Annotated in this window: 18 protein-coding genes and 3 pseudogenes; 8 read left to right on the top strand and 13 right to left on the bottom strand. The window is 59.8% G+C overall.

Features of this window, described 5'->3' with window-relative positions:
• Together NKH42_RS28720 and NKH42_RS28715 are read left to right on the top strand one after the other, a co-directional pair.
• Nucleotides 1-521: pseudogene (locus tag NKH42_RS28720) on the top strand (calcium-binding protein); the annotation flags it as partial.
• Nucleotides 522-1,609: 1,088 nt separating this feature from the next.
• On the top strand, nucleotides 1,610-3,589 hold the full coding sequence (locus NKH42_RS28715) for a calcium-binding protein (RefSeq protein ID WP_352691299.1): 1,980 nt from the start codon (nucleotides 1,610-1,612) through the stop codon (nucleotides 3,587-3,589).
• Nucleotides 3,590-3,742: 153 nt separating this feature from the next.
• Here NKH42_RS28715 and NKH42_RS28710 read toward each other — a convergent pair whose 3' ends face one another.
• Together NKH42_RS28710 and NKH42_RS28705 are read right to left on the bottom strand one after the other, a co-directional pair.
• Nucleotides 3,743-4,726, bottom strand: a complete 984-nt coding sequence (locus NKH42_RS28710; protein WP_352509032.1) for an aldo/keto reductase — start codon at nucleotides 4,724-4,726, stop codon at nucleotides 3,743-3,745.
• A 10-nt stretch (nucleotides 4,727-4,736) separates the two neighbouring features.
• Nucleotides 4,737-5,045, bottom strand: coding sequence for a DUF1127 domain-containing protein (locus tag NKH42_RS28705; protein ID WP_352509031.1), 309 nt, complete (start codon nucleotides 5,043-5,045; stop codon nucleotides 4,737-4,739).
• A gap of 81 nt (nucleotides 5,046-5,126) precedes the next feature.
• Between NKH42_RS28705 and NKH42_RS28700 the strand changes: the two genes are divergently transcribed.
• Nucleotides 5,127-5,996, top strand: a complete 870-nt coding sequence (locus NKH42_RS28700) for a LysR family transcriptional regulator (RefSeq protein ID WP_352509030.1) — start codon at nucleotides 5,127-5,129, stop codon at nucleotides 5,994-5,996.
• Between the two features lie 155 nt (nucleotides 5,997-6,151).
• Here the strand turns inward: NKH42_RS28700 and NKH42_RS28695 are convergent, their stop codons facing one another.
• From NKH42_RS28695 to NKH42_RS28650, 11 genes and pseudogenes are all read right to left on the bottom strand, one after another.
• The gene (locus NKH42_RS28695) at nucleotides 6,152-6,583 is read right to left on the bottom strand and encodes an MBL fold metallo-hydrolase (protein ID WP_352906353.1); all 432 of its coding nucleotides are present in this window, start codon (nucleotides 6,581-6,583) and stop codon (nucleotides 6,152-6,154) included.
• Nucleotides 6,584-6,991: 408 nt separating this feature from the next.
• Nucleotides 6,992-7,816 (bottom strand): 3-methyl-2-oxobutanoate hydroxymethyltransferase, encoded by an 825-nt coding sequence (locus NKH42_RS28690; RefSeq protein ID WP_352479337.1) that lies wholly within the window; start codon nucleotides 7,814-7,816, stop codon nucleotides 6,992-6,994.
• A 50-nt stretch (nucleotides 7,817-7,866) separates the two neighbouring features.
• A pseudogene (locus tag NKH42_RS31335) lies at nucleotides 7,867-7,953 on the bottom strand (hydroxypyruvate isomerase); the annotation flags it as partial.
• Nucleotides 7,954-7,958: 5 nt separating this feature from the next.
• Nucleotides 7,959-8,267, bottom strand: a complete 309-nt coding sequence (locus NKH42_RS28685; RefSeq protein ID WP_352509028.1) for a MocE family 2Fe-2S type ferredoxin — start codon at nucleotides 8,265-8,267, stop codon at nucleotides 7,959-7,961.
• Between the two features lie 11 nt (nucleotides 8,268-8,278).
• Nucleotides 8,279-9,238 carry a sugar phosphate isomerase/epimerase family protein gene (locus NKH42_RS28680; protein ID WP_352509027.1) on the bottom strand — a complete coding sequence of 320 codons (960 nt, stop codon included), beginning with the start codon at nucleotides 9,236-9,238 and terminating at the stop codon, nucleotides 8,279-8,281.
• The gene (locus NKH42_RS28675) at nucleotides 9,235-10,239 is read right to left on the bottom strand and encodes a Gfo/Idh/MocA family oxidoreductase (protein ID WP_352509026.1); all 1,005 of its coding nucleotides are present in this window, start codon (nucleotides 10,237-10,239) and stop codon (nucleotides 9,235-9,237) included. Before NKH42_RS28675 ends, NKH42_RS28680 begins: the two co-directional genes overlap by 4 nt.
• A 138-nt stretch (nucleotides 10,240-10,377) precedes the next feature.
• Nucleotides 10,378-11,172, bottom strand: a complete 795-nt coding sequence (locus NKH42_RS28670; protein WP_352509025.1) for an ATP-binding cassette domain-containing protein — start codon at nucleotides 11,170-11,172, stop codon at nucleotides 10,378-10,380.
• Nucleotides 11,173-11,230: 58 nt separating this feature from the next.
• A complete protein-coding gene (locus NKH42_RS28665; RefSeq protein WP_352509024.1) occupies nucleotides 11,231-12,253 on the bottom strand; it encodes an ABC transporter permease in 1,023 nt (340 codons plus the stop codon).
• 9 nt (nucleotides 12,254-12,262) lie between these two features.
• The gene (locus tag NKH42_RS28660; RefSeq protein WP_352479442.1) at nucleotides 12,263-13,273 is read right to left on the bottom strand and encodes an ABC transporter permease; all 1,011 of its coding nucleotides are present in this window, start codon (nucleotides 13,271-13,273) and stop codon (nucleotides 12,263-12,265) included.
• 134 nt (nucleotides 13,274-13,407) lie between these two features.
• Nucleotides 13,408-14,373 (bottom strand): sugar ABC transporter substrate-binding protein, encoded by a 966-nt coding sequence (locus tag NKH42_RS28655; RefSeq protein WP_352509023.1) that lies wholly within the window; start codon nucleotides 14,371-14,373, stop codon nucleotides 13,408-13,410.
• A gap of 98 nt (nucleotides 14,374-14,471) precedes the next feature.
• Entirely contained in the window at nucleotides 14,472-15,518 is a 1,047-nt protein-coding gene (locus NKH42_RS28650) for a sterol desaturase family protein (RefSeq protein WP_352509022.1), read from the bottom strand.
• A gap of 167 nt (nucleotides 15,519-15,685) precedes the next feature.
• On the opposite strand from NKH42_RS28650, the gene NKH42_RS28645 reads away from it, so the two are divergent.
• The 5 genes and pseudogenes from NKH42_RS28645 to NKH42_RS28625 all read left to right on the top strand — a co-directional run bounded on the left by NKH42_RS28645 (nucleotide 15,686) and on the right by NKH42_RS28625 (nucleotide 20,099).
• Complete coding sequence (locus NKH42_RS28645) at nucleotides 15,686-16,720, top strand: LacI family DNA-binding transcriptional regulator (RefSeq protein WP_352509037.1); 1,035 nt, start codon at nucleotides 15,686-15,688, stop codon at nucleotides 16,718-16,720.
• Nucleotides 16,721-17,536: 816 nt separating this feature from the next.
• The gene (locus NKH42_RS28640) at nucleotides 17,537-17,806 is read left to right on the top strand and encodes an acylphosphatase (protein ID WP_254819364.1); all 270 of its coding nucleotides are present in this window, start codon (nucleotides 17,537-17,539) and stop codon (nucleotides 17,804-17,806) included.
• Nucleotides 17,807-17,947: 141 nt separating this feature from the next.
• Nucleotides 17,948-18,598 (top strand): aromatic ring-hydroxylating oxygenase subunit alpha, encoded by a 651-nt coding sequence (locus NKH42_RS28635; RefSeq protein ID WP_352479346.1) that lies wholly within the window; start codon nucleotides 17,948-17,950, stop codon nucleotides 18,596-18,598.
• Nucleotides 18,595-19,443: pseudogene (locus NKH42_RS28630) on the top strand (aromatic ring-hydroxylating dioxygenase subunit alpha). The gene NKH42_RS28635 and the pseudogene NKH42_RS28630 overlap by 4 nt, the downstream one beginning before the upstream one ends.
• Nucleotides 19,440-20,099: a glutathione S-transferase family protein gene (locus NKH42_RS28625; protein ID WP_254819361.1), complete on the top strand. Its 660-nt coding sequence runs from the start codon at nucleotides 19,440-19,442 to the stop codon at nucleotides 20,097-20,099. Before NKH42_RS28630 ends, NKH42_RS28625 begins: the two are co-directional and overlap by 4 nt.
• Nucleotide 20,100: the final 1 nt, after the last annotated feature.

The raw sequence follows: 20,100 nt of genomic DNA, 5'->3' as shown, positions 1-20,100 counted from the left end.
CGGTGGGCGGCGGCTCCGACCGGGTGATCACGTCAGTGAGCCATGCGCTTTCGGCGGGCACCCAGATCGAGCTTCTCGCCGCAAGGTATCCATCCGACACGACGGCAATGAACCTCAGCGGCAACGAGTTCAGTCAGACCATCCAAGGCAACACCGGCGCGAACATCATCAATGGTGGCGGCGGTGCCGACATCTTGACCGGTAACGGAGGCAATGATGCCTTCGTGTTCAACAGCGCTCTTGGGGCCGGCAATATCGACAGGATCACCGACTTCAACAAGCTCCAGGACAAGATCCAGCTCGACGACGCGGTTTTTGCCGGGCTTAAGCTGGGAGGCCTTTCATCCGATGCTTTCTTTGCTGGCACGGCCGCGCATGATAGCTCCGACCATATCATCTACAACAACTCAACAGGAGCACTCTCTTTCGACAGCGACGGGATCGGTGGCGCAGCTCAAATACAGTTCGCCACGCTCTCTCCAGGTCTGTCGCTTGCAGCAGGTTCGTTCCTTGTGATCTGAACGACCCGGAACGGCGGACCCTCTGCTCGAGCCGGTCCGCCGCTCCGTCTTTGTTCAGCACCGGATTTTTCCAAAGCGGGTGCCCATTCGGGCTGATACTCAACCTTCGTCACCAGCGGGTTCGCTAGCAGGGTATCATTGAAGGGTGGCTTGAATCTGCCCGCCACCGAGTTTACTCGGCGCGGTTCGCGGCCCGCTTCCGTGTCTTGAACGGACTTAGTGCATCTCAGTGAAATAGAGGCTCATCGCACGGTGCACGACGACGAAGCAAACGGCTTCGCGACCAATCCGGTTCTCGTCTCTTTACTCTTATTCGATTCTTGTCGGCAACGAACGGTCAGATCCCATCTGAGCCCGGTATCGACTATCAGATCCCTGGGCCGCTATCAGATCCGCTGCGCAATAGCGGCTATGGCTTCACAAACCGCCCCTTCGCAGATCACGATCTATAAATCGGGACTGCCAATTACTTGAGCGCGAGAGCAGGAACCAGGCACCGCGAACCCGGCAGTCATTCCGCAGTTGTCGCTCGCTTGTAAACGTGGGCCGAACCGCTTTAATGTCGCTTAAGTCTTCCTCATGGGCGAGTGCGGCAGGCGCTCCAGCTGGGAACCGCCCCTATTCTCACCTTGAGCGGCTTCCTACATTGACTTGATCTCGATCACGGAGATCTGCCGCCCGCTGAGCGCGCAGATCCCTACGAATTGTCCACAACTAATTGCTTGCGGCAGTGAGACCACGGAGCAGTTTGGCTCTTGTGGTTAACGTCTGTCTGATTTTCATCTCGTAAGGTAAATTGACAAATCAAAAGCAAACAAGAATGTAATTTCCCGTAATTTAAACGTCATAAGTTGCGAAGCTACAGCTATTTCAAAATAAAGTCGCGATTCCGCCGGAATTGTGACCTAAGAAAAGCGATAAGTTTCTTGTGTACAACCCGTTTTTATCAAAATAAGCCACAATGCATGCAGCATTCCAACAAACGCTCAATGATTTTATCAACGGGTGTCTTTATGTGATTTGGCGCTAATATACACCCTCTAGTAGGTAGGCCTCGGGCGCTATCGAACGAGAAAAAGGATTACTGGATGGCAACTCTGCACTACACCTCGGGTGGTTCCGCCACCGAAATCGCAAACGCTGGCTTCAATCTGGCCGACGTTCAATATGTTAGCCAGGTCAACGCATTGCCGGATGGCATGAAGGGTTTGGTTTACCTGAATGAGCACGAGGGCGTAACCTCATCCTTCATCGAGAAAATGACCCCCTTCCTCGGCAATCCGAATGTGTTTGGGTTCTATCTTGTTGACGAGCCCGATCCCACCGGCAGGTGGGGCACCTACGCAACCGCTGAGAACCTGAAGGCGGAATCCGACTGGATCCATGAGCATTTTCCAGGCGCCAAGACCTTCATCACCATGATGAACATGGGGTCCCCGACCAATCCGGATTTTACGAACACCTACAATCCGGCCAACACGCATATCGACTATTTCGGAATAGACCCCTATCCGGTGCGCACGGGAACGGACACGGTCGATTACGACATGATCGATCGAGCCGTGGCTGCAGCGGTGAAGTCGGGCATCCCGGCTAACAACATCGTTCCGGTATATCAGGCCTTTGGCGGCGGTAACTGGGAGACTTCCGATGGCGGAAGACATGTCATGCCCACCCCCGAACAGATGCAAACCATGATCGATCATTGGGCCGCATTGGTTCCGACGCCCGGCTTCGACTACACCTACAAATGGGGAACGCAGAACGGCGACACCGCGCTTGAAAGCTCCTCCGAATTGCAAGCCGTTTTCCGGGAGCACAACCTCGCTACCACCGGGGCCGAACCTTCCGACACCAGCGACGGCAGCGCTGCCGCGACACCCCCTTCCGATGCCGCCGCCAGCGATAGCAGTTCGACTGTGACTGCCCCATCCCATGACGCCACCGGCGACAACACTTCGACTGCGACTGCCCCTTCCCATGACGCCACCGGCGACAACACTTCGACTGCGACTGCCCCTTCCCATGACGCCACCGCCAGCGATAGCAGTTCGACTGCGACTGCCTCTTCCCATGACGCCACCGGCGATAGCAGTTCGACTGTAACTGCCGCTTCCGACGCCGCCACCGGCGATATCAGTTCGACTGCCACGGCCCCTTCCGACGCCACCGCCAGCGATAGCAGTTCGACTGCGACTGCCCCTTCCCATGACGCCACCGGCGATGGCAGTTCGACCGTAACTGCCGCTTCCGACGACGCCGGCAATACCAGTTCGACTGCCGCGGCCTCTTCCGAAGCCGCGACGGGCGATAGCAGTTCCACTGCAACTGTGCCTTCCACTGCCACCGCTGCCGATAATAGCTCTACTGTGGCCGCCTCCGACTCCAAGACCAGCCATGGCACTTCTACTGCGACTGCTACCGCCATCGCCCCTTCCGACGCCAGCACTAGCGATAGTAATTCTGCTGGAGCTGCGACTTCCCACCGCACGGCCAGTCACGGAAAAGCCACCAGTGATGCCTCCCATGCAAGTGCAAGCACCGACAAAATGGCGGGCCATAGCGGCAACGACACCTCCCATGTCGACACTGGCGGCAACAAGATGGAGGATTTGGGCAGCGGCGTTGACCGGGTGCTGGCTGTGTTGAGCCATGCTCTTTCTGCCGGCTCGGAGTTTCTCGCCCCCAACAATCACTCCGACAGAACCGCAACCAACCTGACCGGCCATGGGTTCGCCCAGACCGTCCAGAGCGGTGAAAATGTCGGGGCCCAGGCAAAGAACGGCGCCGCCGCCGAGATCATGTCGGGTCACGGAGGCAACGATGCCTTCGACTTCAGCAAGCTTCAGGACAAGCTCCACCTCGATCAAGCCGCTCTTACCGAGCTTAAGTCGAGCGGGCTTTCATTGCATGCGTCTCCTGCTGGTACGGCCACGGATGATGGTTCCCACCACATCATCTTTGACAGCTCAACCGGGTCGCTCTCTCTCGACAGCGACGCGGTCGGCGGCTCAGCTCAAGCGCAGCTCGCCACCCATCTCCCGTTGCAGCATCACTCTTTGATCTGAAAACCGGAGCGGCGGACCTTCAACTCGAGCGTGTCCGCCGCTCCTTCAATCGCGCCACGGAAGCTTGACTAAGAAAAATGCGATATCGGCAGACAGCAGAGAGATCGAAGTTGGTCGCGTTATCGCCAATGCGAATTTCGGATTCGCCACACCCTAAGCAGTCTCGGCAATTTTCAGCACGGCGTCGATCTCGGCCATCACCGCTGCCGGCAGCGGCCCTTTTTCCAGCGCACCGAGATTGTCCTCGACCTGCTCGGGCCGCGTGAAGCCGGGAACCGGCAGCGCGATTGCCGACTTGGCGAGGATCCAGCCGAGCGCGCCCTGCGCAAGCGTGCGTCCGCCCGACGTGAGCAGGTCGCGGATTGCCGAGAGCCTTGACAGATAGTGCGGGTTGGCGGCGCCATCCCTGAAAAATACCATCCATTCGGCATTGCCGCCGCGCACATCGTTGGTGGGCAGCCGCATGGCCGGCGTGTATTTGCCGGTGAGCAACCCCATTGCCAGCGGCAGCCGGCTGAACGAGACGAGGTTCTCGCGCGCCGCAACGGCCATCAGCCCGTTCGCCGGGGTAAACACATTGAAGTCGTTCTCTACGGCGACGAAGCCCTCGCGCGGCGCGTAGGCGGCAAGCCGTTCGCGGTGATCGGTGCTCCAGCCGAAGCCGCCGATCTTGCCCTCCTGGCGCAACAGGCCGAGCGTATCGAACACCTCGCCGGCGCGCTCGATCGGATACTCGTTGATATGTAGCAGCGCGACGTCGATACAATCGCGCTGCAGGCGCTGCCGCGAATTGTCGATCGATGTCCGGATCGCTGCGGCAGAGGCATCCTCGGGAGCAATCTTGCGCGTTTCGGGATCGCCGAAATAGCCGACCTTGGTGACGATGACGGCTTCGTCCTTACCCTTCAACGCTCGCCCGAGGATCAGTTCGGCATTGCCGGCGCCATAGGCGGCCGCCGTGTCGAACACCCGCGCGCCGATCTCATAGGCCATCGCCAGCGCGGCTTGCGACCTGATGTCATCGACCTCGCCATAGGTTGTCGCCGTGTCACGCCAACGCGCGGGGCCACCCGCCGCCCAGGTGCCGATGCCAATGCCCGGTACCGAGCGGCCATCCCAAAGCTCAATCATCTGCATGCCCGGTTCCTCAACGACGCACGCTGGCGTGGCGGGCATGCTCGCGGATCTCTTCGCGAGAAATGCCAGCATCCGCAAGTGTGCTGTCTGGGGCCCGCCTCAAGCTCGCAAGCGTCTGGCGATAGGCAAGCCAGCGGGCGAAACGGTGTCGAAGTTCATCCAACATGATCGTCTCCTTTGGCGTGCAGAATGCCCGCGCGCTTGGGTTGGTCGAAAGCGCAAAGCATCGGCGCGAAGCGCATGCGCGATCGAAAAGATTGCGCTGGCTTCTTAGCCAGCCGAGGCGCTTGTCACTGTCCCGCCAAGCAAGAATGTCCAACGCGTCCAACGCCTGCATACTTGCGCATGATGCCCCTTCGCGCTACAGCCACGGTCGCAAGGAGTTTTTCATTTCTGCAAAATGGATATCGGCTGGGACGATCTGAGGTTGTTTCTCGACGTTGCGCGGCTGGGTGGCTTGAGCGCAGCGACGGGAACCACACGCCTCAGCGCAGCCACCCTTGGACGACGCGTCACCGCGCTGGAAAAGCAGATCGGCGAACCTCTGTTCGTGCGCCAGCAGACCGGCTACCGGCTGACCCCGGTCGGCGAAGAACTGCTGCGGCGCGCCGAAGACGTCGAGGCAGCAATGCAGTCGCTGACCCGCTGGCGCGAGGGAAACCTGCCCGACCGCATTGTCCGCGTCTCGGCCGGGCCATGGACCTCGGCTTTCATTTCCGCCCATATCGGCGAGATCTGGACGGTCGACGACGGCATAAGGGTGGAGCTTGTCACCACGACCGAGCGGGTCGACATCGGCCGCCGTGCCGCCGACATCGGCATCCGCAGCGAGCGTCCGACCGAGCAGTGGCTGGCCGGCCGTCAGAGCGGCAAAGTCGCTCACGCCATTTATTCCGGACGTCACCTGATCAACGGCATCGCCGCTGGATTGTTCGTCGGCGTCACCGGCGAAGGCGCAAACGTTGCATCGGCGCGCTGGCTGCAAGCCCATCACGGCGACCGCATCGCCGTACGCGGCAACAACACCCATGCGGTGCGTGAACTGGTGGCCGCCGGCGCCGGCCTTTCGGTCTTTCCGTGCTTCGTCGGTGACAGCGATCCGCGGCTGGTTCGCGTCGCTCAGCCTATCCCCGAGCTCGAAACCGACCAATGGATCGTCACCCATCACGAGGAACGTCACTCCCCGCCGGTACGAAAAGTCGCCGACCGGATTGCCGCCTTGATGCGGGCGCACCAGCCGCTGTTTCGCGGCGAGACGCCGATCCGGTAAGCCTCAGGCGTCGATCGGCCGCCAGTGGATCAAGAATCAGATATTTTGTGGGCCGGACGATGTGCCGCCGCGTTGAGGACGGCGGAGTGAGGCGCGCTGCTCGTCGAGATCCTTGCCTTGGGCGAAGAGAGCGGTACCAATCAGTACCGGGCCGCCTATCCGGTCACTCGTCCTCCTGCCGGCTCATAGCCGTATGCTTCGCCCTTACGCACCACGCGACCGATGCCCGGCCAGCCAAGGTGCGCGCCGGCGATCCACGTCCCCGCCTTGGCCGCGTCACTGAAAACATTTAGGCGGGTTCCGCGCGCCGTCGGCTGATCGTCGTCATAGCCCCAACTGAACGCGGGATTGCCGAACTGCAAGGCCGGCACATGAACGACGTCCCCGAAGAATAGGAAACGGTCCTCGTCCGTGTCGAACGCGTAGCCGGTATGACCGGGAGCATGACCCGGCAGGGCGACCGCCCTCAATCGCTCACCCACCAGGTCGCCATTCTGGACAGGCTTCAGCAGGGGCCGGAACTGCGCAAGGTGCGCGTAAGCGAAAAAGCTCCCAACAGCCGCCTCGGGAATTACGATCGCCGTCAAGTTTGGAAAGAGCACTCGGCCGTCGGGGGTCAAAAGTCCGTGCACATGATCCTCAGCAGTTCGCCTTCACGTATTCTTCCTGAAGTTTGAATCGAAGCAGTATATGATTTCGGAAGCAGCTCTGCATTTCCACAAACGACCCAAACCCGAGACGCGATGCAAGTCGGGACACGGTCGCGGGTGATACATGGCATCGGCGCGCGATTGCGGTGGCATTTTCGAAAGCCACGTAATCCGGCTCCGCAAATATCACCCGGGCGACAGCCTCCGACTTCTCCGGAAGTGTCAGTTCCCTTTTGGCAATCAGCGCTTTGAGCTCGTCAAGCGATGGCGCTCGGCGGTTGTCAACTGATACGCGCTGTCGACCGCATGTCCGTGAGGGATAAGATGAGCCCACAGACATAGTTCTCAACCTTTAACTATCTTCATGAAGATATCGAACTCGGCATCCACAATCGGAACCGTGTGCTCGTAACCGGGATATCTGCCTGAATCGACGTCTGCCTTGTAGTCCTTGAAGGCAGCGACGCGCTCGTCCTGAATCTTCTCCAGCTCAGGGCCAAGGTTTCGATAAACTTTTCCGTGTCGCGGCTTATGGTTCTTGCCGTAACCGCAAACGTCTTCTGTGAAGAGGTACTGCGCATCGGCATATTTGCCAGCGCCCATGCCTAGCATGACAAGCGAGGAGTTTTCGGTGAGGAATTTCGCGACGCGATCTGGGACGACTTCCAGCTCCGCGCCGAAGACTCCTATTTGCTCCAGCTTTTGGGTGTGTCGCCAAATGCGCACTGCTTCGTCCGCGGTCTTGCCGACTGCGCGCCAACCCGTCCAGGTGATATAAGACGGCACTAGGCCGATATGGCCAACGACAGGAATGTAGTTGTCGCATAACGTCTTCTGGATGTCGTATGACGCCGCACAATAAAAGGCGTCGCCGCCTGTGCCGGCAAAGTGGAACGCTGCACGCAGATAGTCCTCCGCTGTTGCGAGCGGGCGGCCCGCGAAACTCCCATAGCTGCCATATGGCAAACCGACTTGTACGAAACAATCGCCGGCTGCTTGGCGCATTTCCGGATCGAAATATCGACCTTCGATGGAGAGCATATGGATGCCGGCAGCGGCTGCGGCAGCCGCCTCATCCGGGGTGCTGACGAAGAGCATGGAGATTTTCTGTCCGCTCTTCTTCATCTTGCGGATGTCCTCGACATGAGGACGGTTGTGATACATGCCCATAATCAGCCTCCGCAGGGGATCAGGCAGTCAAACAGCGCCTTGGCGATGAATGGCCAATTCATTTCGGCGCGCCAAGTAATCGGGCGGTCGCGCCAGAGCATCTCGGCGCAGGCTGCAAGCTGGAACGGCTGGTCCATATGGCTCAGATCTCGATCATGACGCGGCCATTTTCGACCTTCGTCTTGTACGTCTTGAGATTCTCGCAAGCGGGCGGGGTCTCTACGTCCCCAGTCGTGAAGTCGAAAACGGATGCGTGTTTAGGACACTCCACTGTATTCCCCATTACGAGACCGTCAGCGAGGTGAATACTCTCGTGCGTGCAAAGCCCGTCGGTGCAGAAATATTCGTCCGCATCATTTCGAAAGATCGCAAAGGTGCGACCGCCATGATCGAAGCGCTTGGCTTCCTCGGCTTCGATGTCGGCGGCGGCACAGGCGTCGATCCAAGGCATGGAACCTTCCTTCAGATGGCTTGCGGTTTGTAGTCGGCGGGGGCGGACGGCATGACCCCCTGCAGTAGCGCTACGGACTTTTCGAGTCCCTCCAGAGAGTTCAGGAGCACGTCCTCATGCTCGATGGAAAGCCAGCCGTCATAGCCGGCCATCTTGAGGCGATAGCAGAATTGCCGCCACCACTCCTCGCCATGGCCGAAGCCAAGCGTGATGTAGCTCCATGACCGGGCTGGAAGATTCATCAGGCTGCCATTCTCGAGCAGAGATGTCGTCGCCTGCACTGGTGCGTTGAGCATCGTGTCCTTGGCATGAACGTGATAAACCGCCTCGCCCAACGATTGAGCCGCCGCCAGCGGGTCGGCACCCATCCAGAACAGATGCGAAGGGTCCAGATTCGCCCCCACGACGGGTCCGACCGCCTGTCGCAACTTCAGAAGCGAGGGCACGTTGAAGACACACTGGTTGCCGTGGAGTTCAAGCGCGATGCGCTCCACGCCGTTCTCTTCAGCCAACGCCACGATCTCGGTCCAGAAGGGAATCAGCTTCTCTTCCCACTGGTATTTCAAAATGGCCTGTGTTTCCGGCGGCCAAGACGAGATGACCCAGTTGGGCATGATATCTGCAGCGTTGCCGGCCGGGAGGCCGCTCATGGTGCAGACCGTCCGGATGCCCATTTCGCCTGCGACGCGAATAGTGGTTTTCAGCCCTTCGCCCTGGGCCGGGTCGGTCGGGTGCAGCGGATTGCCGTTTGCGTTGAGGCTGATGATTTCTAGCCCGCGCGCCTCGAACGCGCCAACGAAGCGCTTCTGGCCTTCCCTGTTGCCCAGCATGGACGAAAGCCGAAAATGCGGCGCGGTGGACCAGCCACAGGTGTTCACCTCGACGCCGGAGACACCCATGCGCTTCGCATGATCCAGCATCGTTTCGAAGGGCAGGTTGCCGAGGCTGTCTGAAACGAAACCCAGCTTCACGCGTAAAACTCCGGCTTTGCGATCATTTGGACGGGTACGCGGCGGCCCTCGTGCAACGCCTTCACGCCCGCCTCGGCAACGACGGCGGCGCAATAACCGTCCCAGCAATTCGCAGCGGTTGCCGGGAACTCACCAGTCATGGCGAAGCGTAGGAAGTCGCGGTTCTGCCGACGGTACGCATCGGCATAGCGGGTCCGCCAGTCGGCGTCGTAGCTCGTGCTCTGTGCAAGCGCAGAATCGATGCGAGTGTAGGCGACGTTGTTCATCGCAACGGTGCCCCGCTCGCCGATCAGCTCGGCACGGACATCGTAACCATAGGCGGCATTGTTGTTGATCTCGATGTTGACGAGTTGGCCATCGACCGTCTCCAGCACCATGAAGACAGGCGCGACCCGGGCATCTGAGCGCTTCGGCTGGAAGGCCGAAATCGACGCATATTCCGTCGAGAGCACATAGCGCACGACATCGAACTCGTGTGGGGCCGAATTGGTGATAGCCATTGCGCCGGTGAAATCTGCCGCCGGCGTTTCGACATTGCGGTGAAAATTGTGCATCATCAGGGGCCGGCCAAGGCGGCCGTCTGTAAGCGCTCGCTTCATCTCTTCGTAGGAGCGATCGTAGCGCCGCATGAAACCAAGCTGGACGAATTTCGCGCCCGACTTCTGTTCGGCCTCCATCACCGCGATACAGTCAGCGGACGCTTGTGAGAGGGGCTTTTCGCACAACACACGCTTGCCGGCGGCAATACAGGCCTTCGACAGCGGCGCATGCGTGGTATCGGGACTTGCTACGATGATTGCGTCCACGTCCTTCCGCGCGGCAACATCTTCTGGATCGGTGGAGATGTCGGGCGCACCAAAGGTGTCGGCAACAGTGCGGGCACGCGCCTCATCCATGTCGCACACCAGCTGAAGGCTTGCTCCGGGAAGGTCTTCCGCCACTATCCTGGCGTGGTCGGCGCCCATCACACCGGCACCGATCACTGCGATCCGTATTGTCATATTTCTTCTGCTTTGTTCGACGTGAAGAGGCTGGTGGCGCCAAGGGTCATCAGGGCCGGTCGAAGGCAGAGGTTTCCCGAGGAAAACGATCGGGCCGCCCGCCCATCCAGCTCGAGAGGCGGCGCATTTTCATTGTGATCATGCATGCAATTCATGCTCGATTTCCGCCTCGAGGTCAGCCATGGTTTCACCGCCGGCCATCAGGTCGGTGATCTCCTCGCGGGTTTTCTCGCGCTTCCGGAAATCGGCGGCGATCGCACCGCGAATGAGGACGGCGAAATGGTCTCCCACCGCCATCGCGTGCATCACCTGGTGGGTGATGAAGATGACCGCGAGACCGCGCCGCTTGGCTTCATTGACGATGCGCAGCACGTGAGCTGCCTGCTTGACGCCGAGCGCTGCCGTCGGCTCATCGAGGATCAGAACGCGAGCGCCGAAATGCACGGCGCGGGCAATGGCCAAAGACTGGCGTTCCCCGCCTGACAGGCCACCAACAAGCCGGTCACCGTCGTCGATACGCGTGATGCCGAAATCCCGCACCGCTTTCACCGCGATCTCGTTGGCGCGCTTGCGGTCGTAGATCTTGAACGGACCCCAACCCTTTGTCGGCTCCAATCCAACGAAGAAGGAGCGGCCGATGCTCATTAAGGGGAACGTTCCGCCGAACTGGTGCACGGTGGCAATGCCCCGCTCCTGCGCAGCGCTCGGACGGTCGAAGCTGACCGCCTTTCCGTCCATCAGGATCTCGCCGCTGGTCGGCTTGTGGACGCCTGCCAACACCTTGATGAGAGTGGACTTTCCGGCGCCGTTGTCGCCGAGGAGACACAAGACCTCACCCCGGCGAATTTGCAGCGAGATCTTATGCAACACGTCGATCGGGCCGAAAGACTTGTTGACATTTTTCAGTTCGAGAATGGCAGGTTTTTCGCTCATAATTGTCGCATCTTTCGTTCTTCCAAGCAGTCGCTGATCGCAACTGCAGCCGCATCGCTTAGTGCTGTATGGGTGCCCTCGGCACGCTTTGTTTCGAACCTCGCCGGTAAGACAGAGCCAGTTCCCGGAATGCCTGATTCATCAGCACCGCCGTCAAAAGCATCACGCCGATGATCAGGTTCGACCAGTTCCGGTCGATCTGGGTGAAGTAGATGCCTTGGCTGACAATGGCGAACGTGATGGTGCCGACGAAGATGCCGATGACCGAGCCGAACCCTCCCGTGAGCAGTACGCCGCCGACCACCACGGACACGATTGCGTTGAAGATGAAGTTCATTCCGCCGGAAACCTGGGCCGAGTTGAACAGGATCGCCTGGCACATGCCAACGAATGTGGCGCTGACGGCGGACAGCACGAACAGTGCGATGGTCATGCGGTTTATCGGAATGCCTGCATTGCGGGCGCTGACGCGATCGCCGCCCATTGCAAACAGCCAGTTGCCAAAGCGGGTCTTGTGCAGCACGAAGCCAATGATGACAGCGAACACTACCCACCAGACGATGATGACCTGGTGGCTTCCACCGATAAGCTGTCCGAACAGGAATTTGGCCCATTCGGGCGCGGTGACGGCAACGCTAGCGTTGCCAGTTAGCAACACGGACCCACTGAGCACCAAGCCCTGCATCGCAACCAGGGTGGCGAGCGTAATGATCAACGAAGGCACCGAGGTGCGGATCGTCAGCAAACCATTGACAAGGCCGACCGCCACACCGACCGCCAGGGCGCCGGCCATGCCCACCGCGATGGGCAGGTCATAGTAGCCGCTAAGGATGGCGGTGGTCATAGAGCCCGCGGGAATCAATGCGCCGATGGAGATGTCGAGTTCACCCGAGATCATCAGCAGACCGACCGGAATGGCGACAATGCCGAGATTGGCGGCGAAATTCACCCAGCTCGCCGCCCCAAGGAGTGTACCCAGGTCCACGCCACCGAAAAATACGAAGAACAGCACCACCCCGATCAGGCTGAGGATCGAGCCTGCTTCCGGGCGGCGCAACAAGGATTTGATTGCCTCAGTCATGGCGGTCCCTCAAACCTTCTTCGATGAGTAGCTGAGCGCCAGCTGCCGAAAGGTGTCGTTGGTGAGTACGGCGATCAGGAGAAGCGCGCCGATGATGACGCTTCCCATGTTGGGATCGATACTCGTGAAGTAGATGCCCTGGTTTACGATAGAGAAGGTGATCGTGCCGAACACGATACCTACGACCGAGCCAAATCCGCCGGTAAGCAGAACGCCCCCGATGACCACGCACATGATCGAATTGAAGATGAAGGACTGCCCAGCCAGAACCTGAGCGCTCTGGTAGACCATCACCTGGCTGACTCCGACGAACGCGGCGGAAAACCCCGAAAGCATGAATAGACCGATGGTAAGCCGCTTGGTGGGGATGCCCGCGTTGCGCGCGCTCTCCTTGTCGCCCCCGAGTGCATAGATCCAGTTGCCCACGGGCGAGATGTGGAGGAGCCACAGAAGGGCGGCGATGTAGACGAGCCACCAGAGAATCGTCACTTGGAACATGCCCCCGAGATATTGGCCGAGAAGCGTCTTCGTGAGTTCGTCGGGCACCAGCGAGACACCGGTGCTGCCGGCGATCATCACCGTAAGGCCCAGCGTCAGGCCCATTGTGCCGAACATCGTTCCTATTGTAATTATCAAGGACGGGATCGTGGTTCGTGTGACGAACACGCCGTTGATCAAGCCGATGGCAAGACCGAGCCCAAGGGCGGCCGTGATGCCGAGCCAATCAGGCAGGCCATAGTAGCCGGATATGATCGCGGCCGTTAGAGAGGCCGCGGGAATCACGGCGCCGACCGAGATGTCCAGCTCACCAGCGATCATCAGCAGCCCTATCGGCAGAGCGATGATGCCGATCTCGGAGGCGATGCTCAGCCAACTGGCCGTACCGGCTGCTGACAAAAAGCCACTGCCTCCGAATATGGCGAAGAACAGAAAGACTGCGACCATGCCCAGGAACGAGCCCGTCTCGGGCCGCCGCGCCAGACGACCCAGGGCCAGTCCAGAACGGCCGCGATTTGCCATCGGCGTTGGGGTGGATGTCACGGGATGTGCCGTCATGGGTAATCCGCGAGTTATCGAGCGCCAAAAATTGCGGTCGCTATGGAAGTAGAATGCACTGGCCGCCCGCCTCACAAGGGGGGCGGCCGTAAGGACACCTATCGCGCGCCGGCCTTCACGCCGGCAATGGTCAGCTCGACAGTGTTCTTGTCGATGATCCCAGGACCGGTGAGGATCTCGCGCGTCGGCACAGTCAGCCCGTAGTTTACCTTGCCATTCAAGATTGAGACGGCGAGGTAGCCTTGCCAGTAGCCCTGCTGGTCGATCGCGCAGGCCTGTTTTCCATCCTTGATGTTGTTCAGGATGGTCTCGTCAAAGTTGATGCCGCAGAGTTGAACCTGCCCGGCCTTGCCGGCCTGGGTAATACCGTTCATGGCCGAATTGGCGTCGACATTGCCGATGGTGAACACCGCGGTCACGGCTTGATGCTGCAGCAGATAGGCCTTCACCGCCTGCGCCACTGCTGTTGCCGAGCCGAAGGAGGTAGCTGGCAACGGCAACACATCGGCCTCGCCGCCGCCATTCTTCATCCCTTCCCTAAAGCCACCACAGTAGGCCTCGATATTGGCCGCACCCGGCAGTGTGTTGATGCAGACGCCTTTCTTGTTGCCGGCCTTAGCGAGATACTCGCCGCCGGCGACGCCACCTTTGTAATCGTCCGAGCCGACATAGTTCATAGCGCCGAGGCGATCAGCCGCCTGCAAACCGCCGGCATTGTAGATAACAAGCGGAATGCCAGCGTCCACAACCGCCTTGAACGCCGGATCCATGGCTTCCGGCACCCAGTCCGGACCGACAATGGCGTCGGCCTTCTGGTCGATGGCTTGGCGGATCAGTTCGGCCGCGTCCACACCCAGATTGTCGTAGTTCTGCGGCCCGAGCCAGGTGACTTTACCACCTTGAGCTTCGACCACCTTACCGGCGTCTTCGGCACCACGCTTGACGATTGACCAGAATGGATCGTCCGGCTTGCCGCCGATAACGAAGATGTCGGCGGCGAGCGTGCTGCTGGTGCTGTACGCAGCCAGCACTGCTGTGGACACAAGTATCTTGAAAAGCTTCATAGTCTTCCTCCCGGTTTACCCGCCCCGCGGGGTTTCAACAAAAGCCTGGCTGCCCCGCACCCGCTCCTCTCGGGCTTAGTCGAGACAGCGTCTGATCGTCATTCCGCCGGCATTCCAGTGGCCGGGCCGCCGCGGGCTTCCTGCTGCGCGCGCAGCTTTTCTTTCTTTTTGCGGAAGCGCGCCTTCATAGCCTCGTCAGCTTCTTTGCTACCGTCGTGCCAAGTGCCAAAAAGCTTATCGAGAGGAACCAGACCGTCACCGCCGTAGTTCACCTCGAAATACTTGTGGTGCAGGTAGTGGACATAGGAATGGCTATCGAGCTTGATCTTGTCCGTGAGTTCGAAGGTCTCAAACCCAAGATGGCCATTCACCGCTCCGAAGCCGGCCCCATGCAGTGTGAAGTACGCGCAGACAGGGTTGGATGGGATCAGCAGGTGCAGCCAGGCTTCGGCATGGTAGAGGAACCCTTCCACCGGATGCATGGACAGCGACGACCACGGACTGGGGTTGATCGAGTTGTGGTGAACCGAGTGCACCCATTTGTAGAGCGGCGGCCAGTGGATCGCGCGGTGCAGGAAGAAGAAATACACTTCGTGCACAGCCGGAGCGATGATGACGAGGAACGACAGGTACAGCCAATGCGTCGTCCACGGCAGCCAGACGGCCCAGCTGTTCGCGTATGCCCATAGCATCACGATTTCGACCACGGTCCACAGCGGTATGGTGATGAAAAACGACCGGCTGAAATTGTCGATATTCTGGCTCTGAAACCAGAAGACGTCGGACGGCGCGTCGGAGGGGAATTTCGGATTATACTTGAAGCGCGTCTCTTGCTTGCGCTGGATGTAATAGCGCAGCTCAAAGAATCCGTAGAAGAGAAAAATGCCCCCCGCGTTCAGCCCGTAAAGCCAAAGGTAGTTGAGCAGGGAAAAGCTTGCCAGGCTGTCCCAGCTCGGGATGAGCAAGTTGACCCAGATGATTGCCGTGGCCATGTGGAACGCGTTCCAAGGCCAAAGAAACTCGGGAATCCAGGCTAGTACCTTCTTGGCGTTGAACGGGCGATGCCAGATCGGCACCGGCTCGGCGCGGCGGTGCGGGACCCAGTTTCCGCGCTTGTCGCGCATTCCATACTGAAGGTCATCCATCTTAACAGCCTCCCGACCGACCATCCAATCGGCCTTGAATCAGTTCGGGCTCTAGTGCGGAGGCGATTCATATCGGAGGCTTGATATCATCGGAATACAAAAATAGTATGGAGATCGCATTCGTATCATTTAGTGTCAATCATGATGATACAGCATTGGGAGGATTAATGAGGCGGCCTACGATTCGCGACCTCGCTCAAGCCGCCGGCGTATCCGTAGCGACCGTGAACAGAATCCTCAGCGGCACTGTCTCGGTTCGCCCAAAGACTGTTCAACGCGTACAAAGAGCAGCCGAAGAAATCGGCTTCTATGGGATCGGAGCGATCGACGACCGGGCCAAGAAAATATCGCCGCATCATCGATTGGGTTTCCTGTTGCAGCAATCGACCCGTGAACTCTACCAACTGTTCGGGAAGAAAATCATCGCAGCCTGTCGCGATCGTCGCGATGAGGTGGTCGAGGCCATCGTCGAGTTTGTGGATCTACTGACGCCGGAGACTATCTCTAGCCGCCTTATCGCGCTCGGCAACACCTGCGACGCAGTCGCGGTGATCGCACCAGATCACCCTATCATAGGACAGGCCATCCGTTCACTGAAGGAAATTGGGAAGCCCGTTGTTGCTTACATTACCGACCAATCCGCGCCGGAAAGAGCGGCCTACGTGGGAACGGACAACTGGAAGCTCGGGCGTACGGCGGCATTCTTGATTGCGCAAACCACCCAAGGTCCCGGTCGCATTGCGGTTTTCATAGGCAATCACCGGTATCAATGCCAAGACGTCTCAGATGCTAGCTTCCGTTCCTATTTGCGCGAACACGCGCCGCGACTCACAGTGGAGGAGAGTCGACCTACTCATGAGGAATCGAGCGAGGCTTACCGTATGCTGGCTGAGCTCCTAAAGACGACTGATGATCTTGTGGGAATTCTGATCGTGGGTGGTGGGATAACCGGAGTGCTCCGTGCGCTGAGGGAGGTCTCTGCCGAAAGGCGCGCGGGGATCAAGCTGGTTTGCCGTGACATAGGGCCCGAGACGCGAAAAGGCTTGTCTGAGGGATTAGTCACTGCAGCTCTTTGTCATCCACTCGAGGCGACCTCGGCCCTTCTAGTGCAGACAATGATCGACGTGATTGGGCCACAGACACCGTTGGCAACCCTTCAGCGGTCAATACCTTTTGAAATAGTCACGCCGGAAAATATCTGACGCATTTATCTCGGCGATGACTGAAGCGGTGCTTTGCGGATCGGGCTAGTCCGGCCAAGGCTGCCGATCGCTGGTTCCGAACCTCGTCGAGACTGCATGAACAATCTAAAGGCACCATTCATCATTGGTAGGACGGTCACTGTCGCGCACCGTTGGAGAACGTCCTCGAACTATTGATTTTATTGGCTTTTTCGTGGGCCTAAATCAGAGAGTTTCCCGTATTGTCTCGCATCGTTCCGCCCCCACCGGACGCTTTGAAATTGGCCACACCAAATGCCTGCTTCGCATCATCCACGAAGAGCTGCGCGCCATCTCCGGCGCCGAGCAATCCCGGCTGCAGCGCTTTGAACAACCAACGCTGTGGCCGTCGATACAGCCCTTTGCGTGAGCCCTTCAGGAGTTGGCCAACCGCCAGCCGTCGGTGGTTCCTGGCCAACCTCAATGAATTGTACTCCTTTCGTATAAATCAGAAATCTTCCCGCATCGTTCCGTATGGTTCCGCGACCCCGGCGCCACTATTCCGCAGGTGCCGTCTGGCTTGGTTTCCCGAAAATACGCTTTTAGGAAAGTCCTGGAGCCGGATGACCGATCTTGCGACGCAGTTCCGAACCGATCCCTCGATGACGGGCTACCGGACATGGCCGTCAAAGGTCTGTCGCTTACCAAGGAGCATCGGGACGGCAGCGACCGGTCTTGACCGGTCGGCGAGGATGACGAGCGTTCTTGTCGGCGAAAGATCCGCCCGCCTTTTCACGCCCTTAGCCACGTGATTGGATACGACGTATCTGTATATCAATTTCGTTGCTAAGGTCCTTCATGAACGAGCAAGATCGACGTTTTACGCGCGAGCGCATGACAATCCTCGGCGATGTCAAAGCGGCATCCTTTCTTCCATGGATCGAGCGTCATGCCGCCAAGCTCGGCCTCGCGCCGGCAATATTCGTTGCCGGTGCCGACCGGATCGAACTCGACGTTGCCGGTCCTGCGGAACTGGTCGATATGATGGAGATGGGGTGCTCTCTTGGACCAATCGATGTCTGGGTCGAGGCCATTCGTCGGACGCCGATAGAAAACGAATCAGGCTAGGTTGGGACCGGGTCTCTGCCTCTTTTTTGGGCATTGTTGCCAGTGCGAAAATATTGTGCAAACGTGATCGGACTGATCGTCATGTCTTGACCGCGAATCTGCATTTGGGAAGATGGGTCGATGTCGTTCGAAGGTTGATGCATGCTGCCCTATCCGTCCGGTTCATGGATGCCAGTTGCCCTCTCCGCGGACTTGCCAGCGGGAACCGTAATGCCGGCGCAAACCCCGGTCGGACCGATTGCCCTTTGGCGAAGCCGGTCCGGCCGCGCGGCGGCCTTTGCGGACAGATGCCCTCATCGCGGCATGCGCCTTTCCCGTGGTTTCGTGCGCGGCGAGGCCCTGTCCTGCATTTATCACGGTTGGAGCTATGCCCAGGCCGGAAACTGCTTGCGCATTCCGGCCCATCCGGGCCTGACGCCGCCGGAAACGATTGGTGTCGCAACACAGCCCGTCGAGGACAGCGGCGGAATCATATGGATTTCCGTAGGCGAACCCACCGCTCGGCCGCCGCGGTTCGACGGCCTAGCCCCTCTTCGCTCCATGATAGTAGAGGCGGGCATTGCCGCGCTGGAGGCGGCCGCCGGTACGAAGGCCGACGGAGGCCTGCTCGACTACGCGCAAAATGCCCAGACCCTACGGCTACTGCTGACCCCCCAGGGGAAAGCGCGGACGCTGATGCATGTTCTGGTCGACGAAGGCACTGGTCCGGCCAAGCGTATCGCTGCGTCGAGGGCAGCCGAGACGCTACGGCGGACGGCCGAGGATATTCTGCGCGGTGGCGTCGCCCAATGACCCGCAACGCGATGATCGACGAATGGTATCCGGTCGGCCTTGCCGGCCGGCTTGACACACGCATGAGCGCCAGACGGCGCTCATGGGCGAGCCGATCGGGGTGAGGCTCGGCGCAGACGGAAACGCGAAGGTTACGGGCAGCAACGGGCGTGCCCTGCCGGTCTGCATCCGCTACGGCCATGTCTGGTCGTCGCTCGGCGACCCGCAAAAAGGCGCTCTTTGCCATCCCCGAGGCTGATCAGCCCGGCCGCCGGCTCGTCGATGTCGGGGTTGTGCGCGTGCGCTGCTCGCCGCTGCGCGCGGTGGAGAACTTCCTGGACATTGCGCATTTCCCCTTCGTGCATACGGACATATTAGGGGCCGAACCGCACACGGAAGTCCCGAACTACAAGGTCGAGATACGGGAGGACGAAGACGAGGTTTGGGCGACCCAGGTGAAGTTCTACCAGCCGCAGGCCGCCAAGTCGGCGGAAGGCGGCATAACCACCGAATACATGTATCGCGTGCCTGCGCCGACCTGCTCGATCCTCTACAAGACCTGCCCGCCGCGCCCGGATGAATGGGACGTCATCACGCTTTTCGTGCAGCCGCTTGCCGAAGACCTGTGCGACGTCTGGCCGTGGATGGCGTTGTTCGACGACGAAACATCGATGGCAGACCTGATCCATTTCCAGCAGACGATCTTCCTTCAGGACCGGTCGATTCTCGAAAACCAGATCCCGAGGCTGCTGCCGCTCGATCCGGGCATGGAGATCCCCACAAGGGCGGACCTGACATCGGTTGCCTACCGGCGCTGGCTGAAACGCCACGGCTACACCTACGGCGCGCAACTGGTGGCGCAATGAAGCTCTACGACTACGTGCTGTCCCCGAGTTGCTACAAGGCGCGCCTGATGGCGGCGCTGACCGGGGTGAAGCTTGACATCCGCCCCGTCGATTTCCATCCCGGCGCCGAGCATCGCGGTCCCGAACTCATGGCGCTCAATCCGGCGGGTTCGATCCCGATCCTGGAGGATGGCGACCTCGTCCTGACCGAATCCTCGGCCATGCTGGTCTATCTTGCCGCGAAGGCCGCACCGCAATGGCTGGGCAACGATACTGCTCTGCAGGCGGCACGCGTCCAGCAATGGCTTTCCTTCTCGCATCGGCTGACCGGCAGCCTGGGGGCGGCGCGCTTGCACGAGATGCTGCTGCGTCCGGGCGATATCGCCACCCTGCATGGGCAGGGGATAGCGGCCCTGCGGGAGCTGGAAGCCGGCCTCGTCGAACAGCATATCCGCGGCCAGCGCTTCCTCGCGTCGGACAGGCCGACGATCGCGGACGTCGCCTGCTTTCCTTATGTGGCGCTGGCGCCGGACGGCGGCGTTTCGCTCGACCCCTATCCCGCGATCCGGCTCTGGTCGCGGGCGATCCGCAGTCTCGAGGGCTTCATCGAGATGCCCGGTATCCACCGGCTGCACGAACTGAAGCCCGAGCCCGTCCTCGAAGCCGGCGAGGCGTGAC

The sequence above is a fragment of the Mesorhizobium sp. M1142 genome (assembly GCF_040318565.1).
Lineage (GTDB): Bacteria > Pseudomonadota > Alphaproteobacteria > Rhizobiales > Rhizobiaceae > Mesorhizobium.
Note: the sequence above shows the minus strand (reverse complement) of the source record. Positions and strands in the feature narration are given on the sequence as shown.

Bases quoted from the DNA above. Each gene is read 5' to 3' on its own strand.
- NKH42_RS28625 (WP_254819361.1), top strand. From the start codon at position 19,440: ATGAAGCTCTACGACTACGTGCTGTCCCCGAGTTGCTACAAGGCGCGC.
- NKH42_RS28660 (WP_352479442.1), bottom strand. From the start codon at position 13,273: ATGGCAAATCGCGGCCGTTCTGGACTGGCCCTGGGTCGTCTGGCGCGG.
- NKH42_RS28665 (WP_352509024.1), bottom strand. From the start codon at position 12,253: ATGACTGAGGCAATCAAATCCTTGTTGCGCCGCCCGGAAGCAGGCTCG.
- NKH42_RS28675 (WP_352509026.1), bottom strand. From the start codon at position 10,239: ATGACAATACGGATCGCAGTGATCGGTGCCGGTGTGATGGGCGCCGAC.
- NKH42_RS28690 (WP_352479337.1), bottom strand. From the start codon at position 7,816: ATGGGCATGTATCACAACCGTCCTCATGTCGAGGACATCCGCAAGATG.
- NKH42_RS28700 (WP_352509030.1), top strand. From the start codon at position 5,127: ATGGATATCGGCTGGGACGATCTGAGGTTGTTTCTCGACGTTGCGCGG.
- NKH42_RS28640 (WP_254819364.1), top strand. From the start codon at position 17,537: ATGAACGAGCAAGATCGACGTTTTACGCGCGAGCGCATGACAATCCTC.
- NKH42_RS28655 (WP_352509023.1), bottom strand. From the start codon at position 14,373: ATGAAGCTTTTCAAGATACTTGTGTCCACAGCAGTGCTGGCTGCGTAC.
- NKH42_RS28670 (WP_352509025.1), bottom strand. From the start codon at position 11,172: ATGAGCGAAAAACCTGCCATTCTCGAACTGAAAAATGTCAACAAGTCT.
- NKH42_RS28685 (WP_352509028.1), bottom strand. From the start codon at position 8,267: ATGCCTTGGATCGACGCCTGTGCCGCCGCCGACATCGAAGCCGAGGAA.
- NKH42_RS28715 (WP_352691299.1), top strand. From the start codon at position 1,610: ATGGCAACTCTGCACTACACCTCGGGTGGTTCCGCCACCGAAATCGCA.
- NKH42_RS28650 (WP_352509022.1), bottom strand. From the start codon at position 15,518: ATGGATGACCTTCAGTATGGAATGCGCGACAAGCGCGGAAACTGGGTC.
- NKH42_RS28645 (WP_352509037.1), top strand. From the start codon at position 15,686: ATGAGGCGGCCTACGATTCGCGACCTCGCTCAAGCCGCCGGCGTATCC.
- NKH42_RS28635 (WP_352479346.1), top strand. From the start codon at position 17,948: ATGCTGCCCTATCCGTCCGGTTCATGGATGCCAGTTGCCCTCTCCGCG.
- NKH42_RS28710 (WP_352509032.1), bottom strand. From the start codon at position 4,726: ATGCAGATGATTGAGCTTTGGGATGGCCGCTCGGTACCGGGCATTGGC.